Annotated in this window: 16 protein-coding genes; 7 read left to right on the top strand and 9 right to left on the bottom strand. The window is 32.1% G+C overall.

Annotated elements, in window-relative coordinates; translation table 11 throughout:
• Positions 1-53: 53 nt before the first annotated feature.
• Positions 54-1,445 carry a membrane-associated protein TcaA gene (locus tag HMPREF3264_RS02580; RefSeq protein WP_070871833.1) on the bottom strand — a complete coding sequence of 464 codons (1,392 nt, stop codon included), beginning with the start codon at positions 1,443-1,445 and terminating at the stop codon, positions 54-56.
• 283 nt (positions 1,446-1,728) lie between these two features.
• The gene (locus tag HMPREF3264_RS02575; RefSeq protein ID WP_044466795.1) at positions 1,729-2,184 is read right to left on the bottom strand and encodes a MarR family transcriptional regulator TcaR; all 456 of its coding nucleotides are present in this window, start codon (positions 2,182-2,184) and stop codon (positions 1,729-1,731) included.
• 186 nt (positions 2,185-2,370) lie between these two features.
• On the opposite strand from HMPREF3264_RS02575, the gene HMPREF3264_RS02570 reads away from it, so the two are divergent.
• Positions 2,371-3,333, top strand: coding sequence for a YdcF family protein (locus tag HMPREF3264_RS02570; protein ID WP_070871832.1), 963 nt, complete (start codon positions 2,371-2,373; stop codon positions 3,331-3,333).
• Between the two features lie 59 nt (positions 3,334-3,392).
• Here the strand turns inward: HMPREF3264_RS02570 and HMPREF3264_RS02565 are convergent, their stop codons facing one another.
• Together HMPREF3264_RS02565 and HMPREF3264_RS02560 are read right to left on the bottom strand one after the other, a co-directional pair.
• Positions 3,393-4,061, bottom strand: a complete 669-nt coding sequence (locus HMPREF3264_RS02565; protein WP_070871831.1) for an ABC transporter ATP-binding protein — start codon at positions 4,059-4,061, stop codon at positions 3,393-3,395.
• Positions 4,061-5,116 carry an ABC transporter permease gene (locus tag HMPREF3264_RS02560; RefSeq protein ID WP_070871830.1) on the bottom strand — a complete coding sequence of 352 codons (1,056 nt, stop codon included), beginning with the start codon at positions 5,114-5,116 and terminating at the stop codon, positions 4,061-4,063. Before HMPREF3264_RS02560 ends, HMPREF3264_RS02565 begins: the two co-directional genes overlap by 1 nt.
• A gap of 133 nt (positions 5,117-5,249) precedes the next feature.
• Between HMPREF3264_RS02560 and HMPREF3264_RS02555 the strand changes: the two genes are divergently transcribed.
• Together HMPREF3264_RS02555 and HMPREF3264_RS02550 are read left to right on the top strand one after the other, a co-directional pair.
• Positions 5,250-5,924 (top strand): response regulator transcription factor, encoded by a 675-nt coding sequence (locus HMPREF3264_RS02555; protein ID WP_037541621.1) that lies wholly within the window; start codon positions 5,250-5,252, stop codon positions 5,922-5,924.
• Positions 5,917-7,272 carry a HAMP domain-containing sensor histidine kinase gene (locus HMPREF3264_RS02550; RefSeq protein ID WP_070871829.1) on the top strand — a complete coding sequence of 452 codons (1,356 nt, stop codon included), beginning with the start codon at positions 5,917-5,919 and terminating at the stop codon, positions 7,270-7,272. The genes HMPREF3264_RS02555 and HMPREF3264_RS02550 overlap by 8 nt, the downstream gene beginning before the upstream one ends.
• A 206-nt stretch (positions 7,273-7,478) precedes the next feature.
• On the opposite strand, the gene HMPREF3264_RS02545 is transcribed toward HMPREF3264_RS02550, so the two are convergent.
• Positions 7,479-8,957, bottom strand: coding sequence for a malate:quinone oxidoreductase (locus HMPREF3264_RS02545; protein ID WP_070871828.1), 1,479 nt, complete (start codon positions 8,955-8,957; stop codon positions 7,479-7,481).
• A 353-nt stretch (positions 8,958-9,310) separates the two neighbouring features.
• On the opposite strand from HMPREF3264_RS02545, the gene HMPREF3264_RS02540 reads away from it, so the two are divergent.
• The gene (locus tag HMPREF3264_RS02540; RefSeq protein ID WP_070871827.1) at positions 9,311-10,456 is read left to right on the top strand and encodes a glycosyltransferase family 4 protein; all 1,146 of its coding nucleotides are present in this window, start codon (positions 9,311-9,313) and stop codon (positions 10,454-10,456) included.
• 199 nt (positions 10,457-10,655) lie between these two features.
• On the opposite strand, the gene HMPREF3264_RS02535 is transcribed toward HMPREF3264_RS02540, so the two are convergent.
• The gene (locus tag HMPREF3264_RS02535) at positions 10,656-12,263 is read right to left on the bottom strand and encodes an L-lactate permease (RefSeq protein ID WP_070871826.1); all 1,608 of its coding nucleotides are present in this window, start codon (positions 12,261-12,263) and stop codon (positions 10,656-10,658) included.
• Between the two features lie 331 nt (positions 12,264-12,594).
• On the opposite strand from HMPREF3264_RS02535, the gene HMPREF3264_RS02530 reads away from it, so the two are divergent.
• The gene (locus HMPREF3264_RS02530; RefSeq protein ID WP_002443981.1) at positions 12,595-14,274 is read left to right on the top strand and encodes a CDP-glycerol glycerophosphotransferase family protein; all 1,680 of its coding nucleotides are present in this window, start codon (positions 12,595-12,597) and stop codon (positions 14,272-14,274) included.
• A gap of 154 nt (positions 14,275-14,428) precedes the next feature.
• On the opposite strand, the gene HMPREF3264_RS02525 is transcribed toward HMPREF3264_RS02530, so the two are convergent.
• The 3 genes from HMPREF3264_RS02525 to HMPREF3264_RS02515 all read right to left on the bottom strand — a co-directional run bounded on the left by HMPREF3264_RS02525 (position 14,429) and on the right by HMPREF3264_RS02515 (position 18,091).
• Positions 14,429-15,031 carry a hypothetical protein gene (locus tag HMPREF3264_RS02525; protein WP_070871825.1) on the bottom strand — a complete coding sequence of 201 codons (603 nt, stop codon included), beginning with the start codon at positions 15,029-15,031 and terminating at the stop codon, positions 14,429-14,431.
• A 145-nt stretch (positions 15,032-15,176) separates the two neighbouring features.
• A complete protein-coding gene (locus HMPREF3264_RS12365; protein WP_083327772.1) occupies positions 15,177-17,345 on the bottom strand; it encodes a bifunctional glycosyltransferase/CDP-glycerol:glycerophosphate glycerophosphotransferase in 2,169 nt (722 codons plus the stop codon).
• 227 nt (positions 17,346-17,572) lie between these two features.
• Positions 17,573-18,091, bottom strand: a complete 519-nt coding sequence (locus HMPREF3264_RS02515) for a GNAT family N-acetyltransferase (protein WP_070871824.1) — start codon at positions 18,089-18,091, stop codon at positions 17,573-17,575.
• A 182-nt stretch (positions 18,092-18,273) separates the two neighbouring features.
• On the opposite strand from HMPREF3264_RS02515, the gene tatA reads away from it, so the two are divergent.
• Together tatA and tatC are read left to right on the top strand one after the other, a co-directional pair.
• Positions 18,274-18,495: a twin-arginine translocase TatA/TatE family subunit gene (gene tatA / locus HMPREF3264_RS02510; protein ID WP_002443985.1), complete on the top strand. Its 222-nt coding sequence runs from the start codon at positions 18,274-18,276 to the stop codon at positions 18,493-18,495.
• A 10-nt stretch (positions 18,496-18,505) separates the two neighbouring features.
• Positions 18,506-19,216: a twin-arginine translocase subunit TatC gene (gene tatC / locus HMPREF3264_RS02505; protein WP_070871823.1), complete on the top strand. Its 711-nt coding sequence runs from the start codon at positions 18,506-18,508 to the stop codon at positions 19,214-19,216.
• Positions 19,217-19,224: the final 8 nt, after the last annotated feature.

Here is a 19,224-nt window from a genome sequence, read left to right as displayed (position 1 = left end):
GCTGAGACAATTAATTATGTCCCAGCCTTTATTTAGACTGCAAACGAACGCGCTCACTCATCGTCGTCTGCTTTTGTAAGTTGCATGTTACTGTTATCAGAATCTATTTCTAATTCATAATCTTTATTAACGTAATTTCCTGTTAAATCAATTTGTTGGATTGTGGTTTTAATCTTATCTCCACTTCTACTTGCACTCAGCACTTGAGGAGAAATCATTGATACTTTTGTTTGTGTCAGAAAATTATTTTTCATTTGTTTATAAATAGAAGAGTTTTTCTTGTAATAACTTGAAATAAAATCAAAATCATTGATGTCGAAAGCTGTATTAATTGCTGTTGAATAGCCGGTAAAGAACTGAGTTAATTTGTTTTTAAGACTATTTTCCTCTTTTTCTTTCTTCTCAACATAGCTGCTAATTTTATCACTTTCAAATTCTAATGTCACTTTGGTATTATCTTTTAAATCATCAGCACTGATTGTTTTAGTTTCAGACTTAAATGTACGTCCTTTAGCTTTACCAGTCGCTGAAATCGTAATATCTTTCGTTTTAGGATATGGTCCATATTCTTTTGAGTTTGAATATGACATTTCTCGATCATTAATTTTAACTTTTTCAGAGCTATCACTTAATTTGCTCGCGCCTTTTAATTTAATATTTAAATACGCTTGATCAAAGTCTTCGGATGCTTCAACTGTCTCAGAACTACTATCTCTAAAATCGAAGTTCAAATTACCGTTAAAAGTTCCATTCTGTGTGGTTTTCTTAGCTGGCAATTCATAATTACCTGGAATGAAATTACCAAGTGGGGTGTTTTTGTGCGCGTCTGCGATGACTGTTTTACTTTTACCGCCAGCTTTAAATTCATACTTAGTTTTTTCTTTTGGTTTAATTATCGGTTGTTTTGTTGGAGCCGTAAAACTCATATTATCGAAGAATAAATATCTCGTTCCATTTTTACTTATTCTTAGAACATCTTGTCCGCTTCTTGTTTGAATATAAGAAGCGACACTAGAATTATTTTTATTTAATTTACTGACGGTCTCTTTGATATCACTCTTAAAGCTTTTCATGCCGACTTCACTTTTAATATATTTAATATATTCTTTCGCTTCATCCGGATCCACTTTATTATCTTTTGTACTCAACACTGTTGCAACCTTTTGCGTATCATTATTATCAACCGCATTAACTAGAATCTTAGTTTGCGCTTCTGGAGAATTAAAATTCTTTAAAAGGAAGAATAAAATGACAATAAGTATCAAAATAAAAAAGATAATTCCTAGTGGAACAATTCTACGTAATTTAAGGTTCGTAGCGTTATCATTGACTGAATGAGATGATGTTTGTTTAGCTTTATTATTTTTTGGTAGCGATTGCCCACATTTAGGACACTGATTATTATCATCACTGATTGTCTGACCACAGTTTGGGCATTGTTTCATTCTATCACCTCTATTTCTAACACTACATTCAATTCACATTCATATTATATAATTATTTTATCTACCCGTTTTATTTTACAGAGGTTAGATTAAAAATACAATTCTCATTATATGTAGTTTTCATTGTATTTTAATTAAAAGAAAGTTACATACTTATTTAAATTATATAAACAGTTCATCATCAAATAAATACTTATTTAGTCTTATCTCTTAACGATTATCTACACATACATCATTATATTCCTACGAGTGATTCTATGTATAGTCTAAATCTTCGAATAAATTAAAATTTAGAGTTGAAAGATTTGATTCGATGATCAATAATCTCAAGTACTTGTCGTACCTTTTCAATTTCTTCAGTTGAAAAGTCGCTCGTCATATCGTTAGCAATACTGCTCGTGATTGCTTTTCTTTTAGCGATATATTCTTTACCTTTTTCAGAAAGATTAACAATTTTTAAACGTTGGTCGATATTAGCATCAGATTTTTCTAATTTAACTAAGTCAGCATCTAATAATTTTTTAACTCTTCTACTTACTGCCGCTTTATTTACACCTTGTTTTTCAGTAATTTGACTCACTGTTAAAGACTCATTTTTCAACATACTAAGCACATTCGATTGTTCTAATGATATGCCATACTCATTTTGTAAATCTTTAAGTAACTTAGCCGTCAATGTATTTACATCATTAATAAATTTCTCTAAAAATACAATATGATCTTCTATTCTTCTAACCATGTAGAATCTCCTATATTATTTTATCTATTTCTATAAAAAAATTATTTTTCATACTTTTAAATAATAGCAAGAATACTGGATAATTGAAACCTCAAATTCTCTGAGCAATACTTTATCTTTAAGATTGCTAATTATGATTGGTTAGTCTACATTTATAAGTACAATATAAAAAGAGGAACATCAATCATGATTTCAATCATTTTAACCATCATCGCATTTATTCTCATTGTATCTTTGTACTTTGACCAACCTTTAACACTTAATTTATTGAGCTTTATTTCAACAGTTATTTTAGGTTTCATCATCGTGACGTATCATTTAATCACTTTAACACTGCCCTATGATTTATCCATTATAATGATTATTGCTTCTATACTCATTATAATGAAACATCGTCATTTATTTAACTTTAGTCGTGGTCGTCATTTTCTAAAAAATATGTGTATTAACGCCTATCAACTTGCTTTATTTTTAATAGCTTGTTTCTATATCAGTACAGTTTCAATCCCAGTTATCAATGGACTGGCGTTATGGCTGAGTGCAATTGCTTTTAGCACGTTTTTTGCATTTATATGTTATGTATCTTGGTCCTCTGCCTTTGGGAGTCATTCATTTCATAAAAATGTAGATTTGATTATGGTGCTTGGCGCTGGTATCTTCACAGAGCAAGTTACACCTATGTTAGCTGAACGGTTAAACCGCGCAATAAATGTTTATCATTCACAAGCAAAGCCTGTTTATTTCTTAGTAAGTGGCGGGCAAGGTCTTGATGAACCGATAACTGAAGCTTTAGCAATGAAACGTTATTTAATAGCCAAAGGTATACCTGAAGATATAATCTTAATAGAGAATCAATCCACCAATACGTATACAAACTTTTTATATTCTAAACCAATTATTGAAACGCATTTCAAACGTCAGTCGCAACTTCTTTGTGTAACAAGTCAATTTCACATTTTAAGATCGTTACGACTCGCTGAAAAGTTAGGTTTAAAATTTGATGGTATTGGCAGTCATACACCGTACCACTTTTTCAGTAGAGCATTAATCAAAGATTTCTTAGGTGTTATGTATCAATATCGCTTATTACTAACCATTTATTTTGCAATCACTTTTTGGATTAGTATTATCAGTTTAATTCTAAATTAAAAAGCAAGAGAACCTAATGATGTATGAATTGCGACATCAACTGTTCCCTTGCTTCATTTTTATTGATTTATAATTTGTCCATCATATAATTCTATGACGCGATCTGCGTATTCAAATAAACTTGTATCATGAGTAATCATAATTCCAATCTTATTGTGTGCTTTAATTTGTTGACTTATCATTGATACTACTTCTTTAGCTCGTTTGGCATCTAAGCTTGCTGTAGGTTCATCTGCTAGAATGATTTTAGGCTGATTCATAAATGCGCGAGTAATTGCCACACGCTGCTTTTCCCCACCAGATAACATATGCGGATAACTGTGAAGTCGATGCGCCAATCCTATATTATTAAGTAATTGTGTTGCTCTAGAATTAGCACTTTTCTTAGGCATTCCCGCTTCTTTACCTACAATAAGTAACTGTTCTTCTACTGTCAGATAAGGAATCAAGTGTGAGGATTGAAATATAAACCCTATATCATTCAGTCTAAATTGCGAATTGTCCTTACCGTTAATGAATAACTGTTTCTCATCATATAATACATCTCCAGAGGTTTGAGACAGTAAACCACCTAATATTGTTAATAATGTCGTTTTACCTGAGCCAGAAGCGCCATTAAGGATGACAAACTCCCCTTTTTTAATTTCAAAGTTAATGCCTTTAAGTACTTGAGTTGCTGAATCATTTTCCCCAAAAGTTTTAACGATATTGTCTACGATTAAAGTCATTATTCATTACCCCCAATAGCTTCAATTGGATCAATCTTTAATAATTTAATAAATGACAGTGATGCACCGATTAAACCTACGATTAGAAATATCACTACCACTGAAAGCAGGTTACCTATACTTAGATGAAATGGCATAGTCACCGGCATAATTTGATTTATCATCATGATTAAAATCTCTGATAAGGCTACGCCAATAAACGTAATTAAAGAAATTTGTAAAATCAGTGAGATTAACAAATGTGGTGTTGAGATACCTATAGCTTTGAGCACTCCAATTTCAGATGTTTTTTGAATGGTCATGACATAAAAGAATGCACTTAAAACAATTGCAGTAATCACATATAAACTATAAATCATCATTTTTAATGGACTTTGCTCAGCCTTATAACTCGCAATATGGTCTGTTAAATCTTGGGTGTTGACGATTTGAGTGCCTTGAATGGATTGAATTTGTTTTTTCTGTACTTTGCTGAGTTGATTTGTTGAATAAAATGATGCTACGGCTTTACTTTCATTTTGAAAAACAGATTGGTTCAATATTACAACATTACTATGTGCATACATTGCATCATTTAAAATGCCTACGATTTTGTAACTCTGATCACTATTTTTAAATTTAACTGTACTTCCTTCTTTAAGACCTTCTGCGAGCAGCTTCTTATTGACTACAATTTCATTTTTATGTTGCGGATATCTACCTGAAGTTAATTTCCAGTCACTGTTTTTAGTACGATTTAATACGACCACATTTTCTTCATTTCCATTAATATTTAATGTCTTCTGTATCATATTGACTGGTTTTGATTGAACTACCTTATCGATTTGTCGTTGTTGGTCTTCTGACAATGCAGACTTTTCAATTTGTGGTTCTTTCATTTTCTGAATGATAAATTGATTCCCTTTAAACTGTTCAAATATAGAAATATTTTCTCTAGCTAATCCTTGAGCTAAACCACTAATGAATAGAACCATGATTGCCATTAAAAACACAATCAGCATGATTAGTATAAATCTGAATTTATAAAATTTTATTTCCTTCCATGCCAAATTCATGTATCGTCACTCCTTTATCTTTATAGTTAAAGATTCTAAGCAGTGAATGTGAACTCAATATGAACTAAGGTCAATGTGTTAAAGTTAAATTTGAAATAGTATAATGATAGAAAAACTTAGGAGCGGACATACTATGGTTAATTGTTTAATCGTTGATGACGATCGTAAAATCTTGGATTATGTAGCAACCCACCTCATCAATGAGCATATTCGCACTCATACTTTTTTGAGTGGTGAGACGGCACTTCATTTTCTAGAAAAAGAGAATGTAGATATCGCGATTGTCGATATTATGATGAAGGGCATGGATGGTTTCGAATTATGTCAAAAACTGAAAGAAGATTATGAATTACCTGTTATCATGTTAACAGCAAGGGATGCGCTAAGTGATAAAGAACGTGCTTTCTTAAGTGGTACTGACGATTATGTGACTAAACCGTTTGAAGTTAAAGAATTGTTATTCAGAATCAAAGCAGTATTACGAAGATACCAAATCAATGCTGAAAGCGAACTGAAACTTGGCAATTTGACACTCAACCAGTCTTACATGGAACTTAGCGTTGATTCAAAAACAGTGAATCTGCCTAATAAGGAATTTCAATTGATATTCTTATTAGTATCAAATCCTAAACATATATTTACTCGAGATGACATTATTGAGAAAATTTGGGGCTTTGATTATGAAGGTGATGATCGAACTGTCGATGTACATATTAAAAGGCTGCGCAAAAGATTAATGCAATTAGAGGCTTCAGTATCCATCCATACTGTACGCGGACAAGGATATATGGTGAGTCAAAATGTTTAAAACACTCTATTCCAGAATAGCTATTTATACGATTACTGTTATACTTTTTAGCGCTTTAGTCAGCTTTTTACTCACGAATGTTTATTATCACTTTAATTTGAAGTCCTCTAACGATGCTAAAATTATGCACACCTTAAAGCAAGCGCGAGAGTATGAAACAACACAAAATAGTAAGCAATTGACGTCCTATTTTAAACATTTAGGTGACATGAATTACCAAATTCTTACCGTGGACGCCCATCAATCGAAGCACTTTTACGGGGAAGCTTTTCGAAAGGATTCATTATCAAATCACGCTATACAATCCGTCTTGAACGGCAAAGATTATCATGGTATTAAGAATAAACCTTTCGAACTATTCGTAACTGGATTCTTCGACAACGAAACAGACAATACAGTGGGCGTGCGTTTTCATACTCAGCACGGACCATTAGCCGTATTTATGCGCCCTGATATCGGAGAAACATTTAGCGAATTTAGAATATTTTTAGCAGTTTTACTTTCATTATTACTGGTCATTTCAATTTCATTAGTTATTGCGTCTACGTATTCTATTATTAAGCCTGTTTCTGCTTTGAAAAATGCGACCAACAGACTCATGCATGGTGATTTCCAAACGCCAATCAAACAAACGAGACAAGATGAAATTGGAACTTTACAATTGAGATTTGATCATATGAGACAAAGTCTAGGACAAGTTGACCAAATGCGACAGCACTTTGTACAAAATGTCTCTCATGAAATCAAAACACCATTAACACATATGCAAAGATTACTTACTCAGTTACAGTTTTCCAAAAATAAAGAGGAACGCACATCTTATATTAATGAATTATTTAGTATCACATCACAAGTGAGCGAGTTAACAAAAGAATTACTGTTACTATCAGAATTAGACAATGCTGCTCATTTAACATTTAACGATCATATACACTTAAATGCATTAATTAAAGATATCGTAAGACATGAACACTATCGTTCAGAAAATAAAGATTTAGTTATCATGACTGAGTTGGAAGATGTGTATTTCCTAGGAAATGATCGTTTGATACATCAAGCGTTCAGCAATTTAATTATTAATGCGATTAAATATTCACCACAACAAGGTATGATTCAAATGCGTTTATTTAAAGAAGCATCCAATATCATTTTTACAATTGAAAATGAAGGTACCATTTCAAATCAAGATAAGGCTCACATTTTCGAGAGATTTTATAAAACAAGTACTGATAACACGAGTAACGGTTTAGGTTTAGCTATCACTCAATCAATTATTGAATTACATGGAGGACATATCTTCTTACATTCAAACGATTCTACAATATTCTCCATTCAATTGAATATGTAAATAAAAGGAAGCTGAGACATAATTCCCAAAAATAATAGCAGTAAGAGGATTTCAATTGGAATCTTCTTACTGCTACTTTTATATCAAATACTACGTATTAACATTTAAGTTTATATACCTACACTCTATTAACCTATTGGCGGAGGGTGTTTGAATTGAAAGTACACTGATACCGAGCTTCTCTCAATCCCTCTTAGTTTAGAATTTTATTTCACATTTAAATATTTTTTAATTTCTTTATTAACTGCACGGTACACATCTTCATGTTCAGAAAGTTTCAAACCAAATGATGGTACCATTTCTTTAATTTTAGATTCCCAACCACTAAATTCAGATTTATAACAACGTTGTAATACATCAAACATGATATCTACTGAAGTCGAAGCGCCTGGAGAAGCACCTAATAATGCTGCTAGCGTGCCGTCTTCAGAAGTAATCACTTCTGTACCAAATTGTAAATTACCTTTCGATTTATCAGTGTCTTTAATAACTTGAACACGTTGACCGGCCGTGATAACTTCCCAATCTTCATCTTTCGCTTCTGGAAGGAATACTCGTAAATCATCGACACGCTCTTCGTTAGATAACATCAATTGTGATACAAGATATTTAGTTAGGTTAAATTCTTTCACACCTGCACTTAACATCGTTACAATGTTATTCGGTTTTACAGATTTAATTAAATCTAGGTATGAACCTGTTTTTAAGAATTTAGGTGAAAAGCCTGCGAATGGTCCAAATAATAATGAACGTTCACCATTCACAAAGCGTGTATCTAAGTGAGGTACTGACATAGGCGGTGCACCTACTTCAGCTTTACCATATACTTTCGCATAATGTCGTTGAATCACATCAGGGTTCTTACATCTTAAGAATAAACCACTTACAGGGAAACCACCAATGTGTTTAGATTCTTTAATACCTGTTTTTTGTAATAATGGTAAACTTGCGCCACCTGCACCAATAAATACAAATTCAGTCTCATATTGTGTGACTTGGCCAGATTTTAAATCTTTTACGACAACATGCCAATTGCCATTGTCTTGTTTCTTAATATCTTGAACTTCATGTTTATAATTAACTTCAACGTTTTTATCTTGTAAATTACTGATTAATTTCTTCGTTAATGCGCCGAAGTTCACATCCGTTCCTGTTTCATCGTAAGTAATAGCGATAGGTTCCTCAGATTGACGTCCTTCCATCATAAGCGGTACCCATTCTTTAATCTTTTCAGGATCTTCAGAGATTTCCATTTTTTCAAAAAGAACGTTCTTTTGTAGACTATCTACACGGCTTCTTAAGAAACGTACATTATTTTCACCTTTGACAAAACTCATATGAGGCACAGATTGTATGAAGTTTCCTGGACTTTCTAATTGGCCAGTACGTACTAAATGCGCCCAAAACTGTTTAGACACTTGGAATTGTTCATTTATTTGAATCGCTTTTGTAATATCAACTGAGCCATCTTTACCTTCTTTAGTATAGTTCAATTCACATAATGCTGAATGCCCTGTTCCTGCATTATTCCAAACATTTGAACTTTCCTCTCCTGGTTGTTCTAATCTCTCAAATAATTTAATTTCTCTCTCAGGTGATAATTCTTTAAGTAATGTTCCTAATGTTGCACTCATAATGCCGCCACCAATTAAGATGACATCTGTTTTGCTATGTTGTGTACTCATAACAAATACAGTCCCCCTTTTCAATGAATAAATGGAACGATTGACTCTAATGGATTTGTTTTAACATAGATTTTCTTATTAAAATTAAAGCGCTTTCTAAATCTATAAAAAAATATATCCCAAGAGTTATTTAAGAAGTCTATATACCTTCTCATCATAACCATTGATTAGACTACTTTAATTATATACATAAATTGTATTTCGCAAAAGGATAAAAAGTCAGATATACATAAATAATTAAACTTGTAGTCTTAAATTTTAACCACTTGACCATTTTAACATATTACCTTAAAAAGCAAGTCTAATGTTATAATTATTTATAATAACAAAGAAACAATGAGGTGTTTAAATTCATGAAGTCGTTCACATTGTTCATGCATAACATTTATGCAATGGGTGGAACGGTAAAGTCTGTAACACAACTTGCGAATACATTGGCACAAAAAGGACATCCTGTTACTATCATTTCAGTATTTAGAGGTGCAGAAACGCCCTATTTCCAATTGCATAAAGATATTAAGATTAAAGTACTTGTTGACTATCGTTTCAAACCTAAAAATTTAAAGGCAATTGTTGCGAACCGCGTTAAAGCATACACGCCATTCTTAAAGACGAAACATATTTCTCAACACGAACCGGGACTCAATCAATTTTCAAGTTATGTAGAAAAGAAAATAATTAAAGCTATCAAAAACGTTTCTACCGATGTGTTAGTAGGAACACGCGCAAGCTTCAACATACTTATTTCTAAATATGCTAAAACTGAAGTCTCAACCATTGGTATGGAACATATGAATTTCGAAGCCCACCCTGAACAATATCAAAGAGAAATCATAGCAGCGTATCGTAACCTAAATAAGGTTACAACGTTAACAGAAGTAGATCGGAAAAGATATCAATCTCAAATCAAGACGCCTGTCTACGTCGTTCCAAATATGATTACTGAGAAAAAGATTGCAGCGCCAAAGAAAAATATCATTGTAGCTGCTGGACGTCTTGAATATGAAAAGGGATTTGACTTACTTCTAGAAAGCGTCAGACTCATTCAAGATTATTTGAGAAGTTTAAATTACGAGGTTCATATTTATGGAGACGGTAAAGAAAAATTACAACTTCAAGAATTTATCAATCAGTATGATTTGGGGGATATTATACAACTCAATGAATCTACACAAGATTTAAATAGTAAATTAGCTCAAAGTAAAATTGTCGTTGTTCCTTCTCGCAATGAAGGTTTTGGAATGGTCATATTAGAAGCTATGGCTCAAGATAATATCGTTATCAGCTTTAAAGGGAATGTGGGACCAGATGCTATTATTAAAAATGGAAAGAATGGTTACCTTGTTGAGTATGAAAACGTCTCACAACTTGCGAAACAAATCGATTTAACCACGCATAACTACCATGAGCTTGAACACATCATTCAAGGTGGCAGAGAAACTTTAGAATTATATCAACCTGCTAAAGTATATGAAGACTTTATGGCGATGTTTAAATAATAAAGTAAACCGCTTCGGGCAATTCGCCTACTTCATAATTGGCAAACGATATCTTGACATTAAATAAGCTCTAAGAGGAGTTCTTTGATTAGAAATCCTCTTAGAGCTCTTATTTTAGAATTGATATTTCGAAAGTGAGATAGCAATATCGTTCTAGTAAAATTAATTTTCTTGGTGCAACCTCATTGATAAGTGTATTTCATTTTTTATAATAAAGTGATAATACAAATGTCCAGAGACAGACGAAAATTAATAATCCAATGCTATAACGTAAAGTCATTTTTAATAATTCGGATTCCTTACCAACTTCTTTAACGGCAGCTGTGGCAATCGCAATAGATTGAGGTGAAATCAGTTTAGCTGCTACCCCACCTACTGTATTAGAAGCAACAAGTAAAGAACCACTCGTTCCAATTTGTTGTGCAACCGACGCTTGGATAGGCGCAAATAGAGAGTTGTTATTTACTACAGATCCTGTCATAAATACCCCTATCCATCCAAGTATTGGAGATAAGATTGGGAAGACACTACCCGCTTTAGCAATACCTTGTCCCATTGCACTACTTAAGCCACCGTATGTCGTAATCTTAGAAATAGCTAGAATGAAACAGATCGTTAAGACTGGTAACCATAATTCTTTAAATGTTACGCCAAATAAACGTCCAGCATCTCCAAAGTTTACTTTCTTAGACATTAATATCGTAATGATAATTGTAAGTAAGATGGCTGTACCTGTCTGTCCAATAATATTAAGTGATAACACGATAGGTTTATGTGCAATTTCACTAAAGGTACCTGGCAAGTTAAAGTTAAATACTAAACTTGATAACTTCCCTTTTGGTAAGAATAAGCCTTTAAATGATGGAGAACTCCAAATCATTACAATGACTGTTAATATGATGAATGGACTCCATGCGTATAATATATCTTTACCTTTATGATGTTGAACGGGTTCTGGTTCGACATCTTTTTGAATTCTGAAGATATTTTTCGGTTGGAATTTCTTAGAAAATAATGCTAAAGCTAACATAGATGCAAGTGGCGGTATAATATCAGCTAACTCAGGACCATTGAATACAGTTAAGAGTGCTTGCAATGCTGTATACGTAATTGAAACCACTAAGATAGAAGGTAATGTTTCTTTAATACCTTTAAAACCATCAATAATAAATATTAGTAAGAATGGAATAAAGAAGTTAATAAAGGCTAAAGTTAACGTAGATGTCTGAGATACACCCATCGCTGAAACATTTCCAGGTAAATGTAATGTGTCTACAACACCAACTGGAATACCAATGGCACCAAACGCACCTGAAGCAGCGTTCGCAACTAAACATAACATTGCTGCTTGTAATGGTCTAAATCCAAGTTGAGATAATAATAATGCACAAATGGCAATAGGTACCCCAAATCCTGCTGCTCCTTCTAAAAATGCATTAAATGAGAAACCAATCAGCAATAATTGAATACGTTGGTCTTGAGAAATACTTGTAATACTATCTTGAATCGTAGAAAACTGTCCTGATTCTAATGTGATTTTATAAAGTAGAACGGCCATCATAACGATATAACCAATCGGTATAATACCTTGGAAGAAACCTTCTACAACTGCCCCAGATGCAATACCAACTGGCAATTTGAAAAATGGAACAGCTATCATTAACGTCACGACAAGTGTCGTTATCGCGGCATAAATTCCTTTCATTTTAAAAACAGTAAGACATAGTAAGAATAGAACAATAGGTATCGCTGCGATTAAACTTGATAATATTAAATTATCAAATGGATTAAATGTTTGTACTAACATATTTTGACTCTTCTTTCCTAAAATTTTCTATAAAATTACTAGCTAGTCACATACTGAAAAAATTAAAAATGTGTTATCGATAACTAAAAATCATCTGTATGCTTTCACAATTTTGTGAAGTTTTTCACAATTAAAATATATCATCTTCCTTTTAAAAATTCAACAGACTTTTCACTCTTTATTCAGTTGCGTTGGAAAACGTTTCAACTTATCTTCACTCAAGATTTGGGAATTTCATATTTAATCAATTTTAAATTGTGAAATGATGAATCATTACGTCCCTCATGTTAAAATAAATACATTAAAAAGTTATGAGATAGAAGGAATTTGAATGATAAAACAAATTAATATTTCCCATATGGAAAAGTTAGAAGGACAATTAGAAAGAGCAATACATGAAGGTTACACACATTTTGTACCCTATTCAAACGAAATTCAAATTCATCAATCAATGTTGAAATCGATTGAGTTACCATCAACATCATTTGTTGTCGACTATACAATACATAATCAGTATCTTAATGATTGTAGATACTTTGGTAAATCGTATATTGAATTTGAAGATTGGGTACAAAATATTAATTTATATCCAAACGTCATTTATGAAATGAAATCAACTATTGCTTTATTACATAAATTTGAAGTTGAGACTATCTTCGACTTAGCACTATTCACCATTCTTAAAGGCCATGTCGCTGTCGATGGACATGTGGCATTAGATTTCAAAGATTCGCTTCGAACAAGTAAAGTATTTTGGAGAAGTTTTGATCGTAATCACTTGAGTTATAGGGACAAATTTTTCTTAAATAAAATTGCCTATGAACATCAACGCAGAATTCCGTTTACACGTGTACCTTTTAATGATCATGACAGCATTCGTTATTCTGATTCAGTATTGCTAAGCACTAAATTTAAAGCACCTAGATGGCTAGTCAATCCAATTAAAAATTACTCTCTAAGAAAGCATAGAGAAATTAGTTATCTTTATGACAAAGATGAATCTAAAACGAAAGACCATGTCATATTCTTAGGTTTTGATTATAATTACAGAGGAAACTCGAAGTATTTGTTTAATTACTTTGTTAAACATAACCCTACTGTTGAATCTTATTTTATAACAGAGGATAGAACGGGGCCTCATTTTTACTCTCCTAAGGATGAAAAGGCTAAAGAATTAATTGAAACTGCTAAAGTGGTTATTATCGAGAGCTACTTACCTGATGACATACGTCCTAACGGTAAAGTCATTCAATTATGGCATGGCACACCGATTAAGCGTCTCTTCTTAGATAGTAAAGAGCCACATCAAAACTTAAATATTTATAACTATCGTGCACGTAAATATAATAAATGGGTTCATCAAGATTATCTTGTCGTTGATTCAAAACCTGTTGTTACGTATTTTGAATCAGCTTTTCCAAGTCAGAAATTAGACATCTTGCCTGTAGGTTATCCAAGAGTCAACTATTTATTGAATAGAGCACAGGATCTTTCATTACGAAAACGAATCATCAAAGGACTGAATTTAGATCCATCTAAACCTGTACTACTCTATGCACCTACCTGGAAAACAAATCCATCCGAAGAGGATATTTTACCTATTTCAGAGCAGTTACTTGCTAAATATAATGTCATATTTAAAGGACATGTTGAAAGTGAGGATATACACATACCCGAACAAGTCATTGTTCCTCCTGAAAGTGTGGAAACTCAAGACTTAATTATTGTATCTGATATCGTATTGACGGATTATTCTTCTATTATTTTCGATGCACTCACGATTAATAAAAAGGTATGTCTTTATACACCTCAGCATGCTGAATATGTTGAAGAACGTGGCGTGTATGAAGATGTACTTGAGAGCCTTAAACAAGTATGGTACACAGATGCAACATTACTCACAAATAATTTAATTTCTGATGAAGTGCCTCATATCGACAGTAAATTGGTAAACAGACATAATCAATCATTAGAAGAACTGAGCCATTTAATTACACAACAATTAAATTAAACATATTAATCTTAATTTAACAGCTATAGATGATATGTATGCTAAAGACGAACGAATCCCTCAAAAAAGATTGTACTTCAATCTTTCTGAGGGATTATTTTTATCAATATAGATTTGATTTTAACCTGCAATTGGTATGTTACTTCAATTTATATTATGGTTGATAATTTGGATCAATAAGTGTTGGCTCGCCTTGACGGTTAACAGTTACAATAGAATAACTATCCTTTTTAGATGAATCTTTAAAGCTAAATACATATCTAAAGCCATCTTCAGTTGCTTCTATTGAATAATCATTATACTTCTTAGTTGAGTTACCAAACATATTCGCTTCTTTACGCGCGATATCAAGGGCAGTTTTGAAATTTGGTAACTGCTGTAATGCTTGCCCTTCATTACCCTTGAATGGTGAGAGACCTCTTGCTACCTGTGTCGCATCTTTACTTTGATATGGCGCTACATAATCTTTGTGATTACTATTATCATTTCCTGTTTGTGAATGGTCACCATTGTTCGCTTGCTCACTGGATGATGCTTGATTATTGTCTCCATTATCGTTAGATTTTGAATTTTTATCATTTTGCTCTTGAGATTTTTGATGATTTTTAGACTTATCTTTTGAGTTACTGTCAGATTTTTTATCTTTATGTTCTGTTTTTGAGTTGTTGTCCTTTTTATCATTCTCATTATTTTCATTATGAGAACATGCTGCGAGTAATAAGGACAGTACAGTGATGCTTGCTAATAATCTTTTCATGTGAATCTCCTCCTGCTTTATATAAAAATCAAACGCTAGTTACTCTGATTTTATAGCTACTCACTTTCAAAAAAGCATAAAAAAAGAGTATAATATTAATTCCTTATTAATATTATACCCCACTTTTATTAACTAAGTATTAAATTTAACGTTTCTTTTCAATATCTTTATTAATTAATTCTCCGATATATTGAGACGCTTTACCATCATCCACTGAACAGAATCGATCGTAGAAAGCATCAATTTTATCTTGATACTCATTTTGTACCTTCTCTAAATCTTTTAACTCTTTTGCTAGACCATATGGTTCTGTATAGATTGGACCAGGTAAATCCTTCATATAATCCATATAGAAGCCACGTAATCCTTTATCATACTTGTCGATATCATATGCAAAGAAGAACTGTGGACGTTTTAAAATACCGTAATCAAACATCACAGATGAGTAATCTGTGATTAAACAATCACTAATTAAGAATAATTCTGAAACGTCGTTATAGTTAGAAACGTCGATGGCAAAGTTTTCATATCCAGATAAGTCTAAAGCATTTGAAATGAGATAATGCATACGTAATAGGATAACGTAATCATCACCTAGTTCTTTATATAAATTTTCTAAATCAATTTTCAATTCAAATAGATACTTACCTTTACTCACAAATTCATCGTCTCTCCAAGTTGGTGCATACATGATGACTTTTTTATCACGTGGTAAATTGAGATTCGTTTTAATTTCCTCAATAAACTTTTTATCATTTGCTCGATTTACTAATACATCATTTCGCGGATATCCAATTTCTAAGATTCTAGGTTCATCCATCCAGAATGCACTTCTGAAAATTTCAGATGAATATCTATTAGGAGAAATAAGGTAATCCCAACGTGAAGTTTCACGATTGAAATTGCGTTTATATTTAGAAGTTGTTGTTCCAGGCATACGAACCACTTTCATGTCGTTAGCAAGACGTTTCAATGGTGTACCATGCCAAGTTTGAATATATGTTTGATTCTCTTTTTTATTTAAATATAAAGGCGTACGCGCATTAGAAACCCAATGACTTGCTTCAGAATAAGCTTGATAAAACTCAGTTGAACCACGTTTCACTTTAATTGCATTACCTGGAATTACGCTCTTGTCAGGGTTTTTAAGTGACCAAACATAGCGATAATTTGGATAGTATTTTTGCATATATTCATAAATATATTTAGGACTATCACTATAGTTTTTACCGCCAAAGGCTTCGAATACAATTGTTTGAGGCTTAACATTCTCTTCCTTATCTGTTAATTCATACATTGAACGTTCTTTATTTTTTCTTCTCAACACAACGTTCTTCACATGGCGCAATGTCTTTCTGAATTGATTTACTTTAAAGGCTTTATCCGTATCATCATTCATTAATAGTATTGTTTCTATCATATTGATAAGTTTTTGTTGTTTAACAAGATGTACATTGAGAAAGCGTGATAGTTCTACAAGTGTATTTTTATGTGCCTCATATCTTTGCTTAATATCATAGTGTGTAGGATCGAAATCTCTCGCAATTCTATTTTGCATTTTATAAATAATAAATTCACGTGTCATTTTGTTTGAAGTACGTTCTAACGCATCGTAGAAACTTCTGACGTAATCTTCAAATAATACATCAAAGTTCTGTTCACTTAACGTCAATGTCTCAAATGGATCATACACTTCGCCACGGAAGTAGAATGGGAAATTCAGGATACGAATGAATTTATTGACATATTTCATGTATTCAAGAAGGAATGACCAATCAATATAAATATTCAAATCTTCATTAAATCTAATATGATGTGCTTTAACAATCGCTGTTCTGAAAATAATATTACAAGCTGTTTGCTTTCTTAAAAATGAATTTAAATTTTGAGCGGCATGGTAATATTCAACTTTTACTCTATCTAAATCGACATATTGCGGACGTTTAATTGAAAATGAATGTATTGGAGCGACTAATCCATCGGTTGAATTTAACTTTTCCAAATAAAATGTTACCGCATAAGAAGCTAAATCATCATCAGCGTCTAAAAACATAAAATATGGTGTATCTACTTCATCTAATGCAACGTTGCGCGCGTGTGCATGTCCTTGATTATGGTCTAATTTAATATAATTGACCTCTTTGTTATAGTCCTTTAAAGCTTCTTTCATTAATTGTTCGCTTTGGTCCGTAGAACCATCATTAACGATAATGATATCGAAATCTTGAGTTCTTTGTTGTTTAATACTTTCCAAGCAACTTTGAATATATTCCTCTGAATTATAATATGTGACAATAATTGTCAGTGTATTCATACTATACGTCCTTTCTTTCTACTATATAAAAATGATCCAACATGTAAGTTTTTGATAAATTATGTAGGACTACTACTTAATGGTTTACTATAAATTAACTTATAATTAATGGAAATTTAATGTTACAATTATATCTAAAATTTGCCACAAACGCTAATAATAATAGGTACACCCTTTTATATATTTTAATGCCTTTAATATAAACACAGTAAATTCTATTCCAACATTTATATCAATGTCTTCTCCATGATTAAATCTCTATCAATCACATCTCCTGTATAAAATTCATGAGACCCCGTGATTTCAAAACCTCTTTTTTCGTAAAAGCGAATCGCTTTAGGATTATGTTCCCACACACCTAGCCAAATTTTAGTTTTGTTATGTTCATGTGCTTTTTTAATAGCTAAATCAATCAAACGGTGGCCTCTACCTCCACCTTGATAGTTCTCATCAAAATAAATGCGCTGCACTTCTAAATACGCATCACCCATTTTTTCAGTTTGAGCGTCATTAATATTTAATTTTAAATAACCCACTACCTGTTCGCCAACCTCGTAAAAATAATGAAACGATGCTTTATTTTGGAGTTCATTTTCTAATTTATCTAGATGATACGCGTCATCAAAAAATTTATTAAAGTCTTCGTCACTATAGGATGATTTAAATGTATTATAAAACGTTCTTTTAGCTATATCTTGTAAAATGGTTACTTCATCAATTTTCACTTCACGAATACGTTCATTCATCATCAACATCCCCTTTTTATCGTTTAAACCACTTTAACGTATTTTAATAAAAATGGCACTGTTTTTTATTCGTAGCATCAAACCTAATTATTTTACAATACTATCATTTGGGTATTGATAATATTTATCAATGAGTATAAAGTTATAGATGAAAATCGTAAAAAATAGAGTGAGGTTATATTATGTTAGGAAGTATGTTTGTCGTAGGTATCACTGGCCCAACGAGTTTAGTCGTTATTGCAATTATTGCATTAATTATATTCGGACCAACGAAATTACCACAATTTGGTAGAGCAATCGGTTCAACTTTGAAAGAATTTAAATCAGCAGCTGAACATATAGACGAAGATTCACACGAAACTCCCAGTAAAGCATCCAAATCACAACGAGAACAATCTAAGTAATTCTTCATTAATAGAACATTTTGGTGAATTGCGTCATAGACTAGTCGTTGTCTTCATTGCATTTATTATTTCAGTCATCATCGTTTACATTTCATCTCATTGGTGGATTCAATCATTGATTAGATATATTAAACGTGCACATGTTACGTTGCATACTTTTTCGTTTACAGAAACAATTCAAATCTATGTCATGATTATATTCACAGTTGCGATATGTATTATTATACCAATCATTTTTTATCAACTCTGGTCATTTGTTGCACCAGGTTTACATGCATATGAACGACAGTTTATATATAAATACAGTTTTTTCTGTGCAATTTTATTTATTTCAGGGGTTGCCTTTGCCTTTTTCATTGGCTTCCCTATGATTATTAACTTTTCGGAAAATCTATCTCACCTACTAAGTATTGATCAAGTTATCGGATTCAAAGCTTATTTAGGAGAACTAATAAGATGGTTACTCGTCTTTGGATTTATATTCCAATTACCTATATTATTTATGGGATTAGCACATTTCGGATTAATTGATGTGACTCAGTTAGGACGTTATAGAAAATATGTTTACTTCGCATGCTTTGTTGCAGCAAGTATTATCGCACCACCAGATTTAATTTTAAATTTGGTATTAACATTGCCGTTAATTATCTTATTTGAAATCAGTATGTTTATTGCGAAAATTACATCCCGAAAGCAAAAAGGGAGTGAGACAGAAATATAATTTATCAA

It is taken from the genome of Staphylococcus sp. HMSC62A08, assembly GCF_001839105.1.
GTDB lineage: Bacteria > Bacillota > Bacilli > Staphylococcales > Staphylococcaceae > Staphylococcus > Staphylococcus caprae.
The sequence above is the reverse complement of the archived record's forward strand: the minus strand, read 5'-3'. Positions and strand labels throughout refer to the sequence as shown.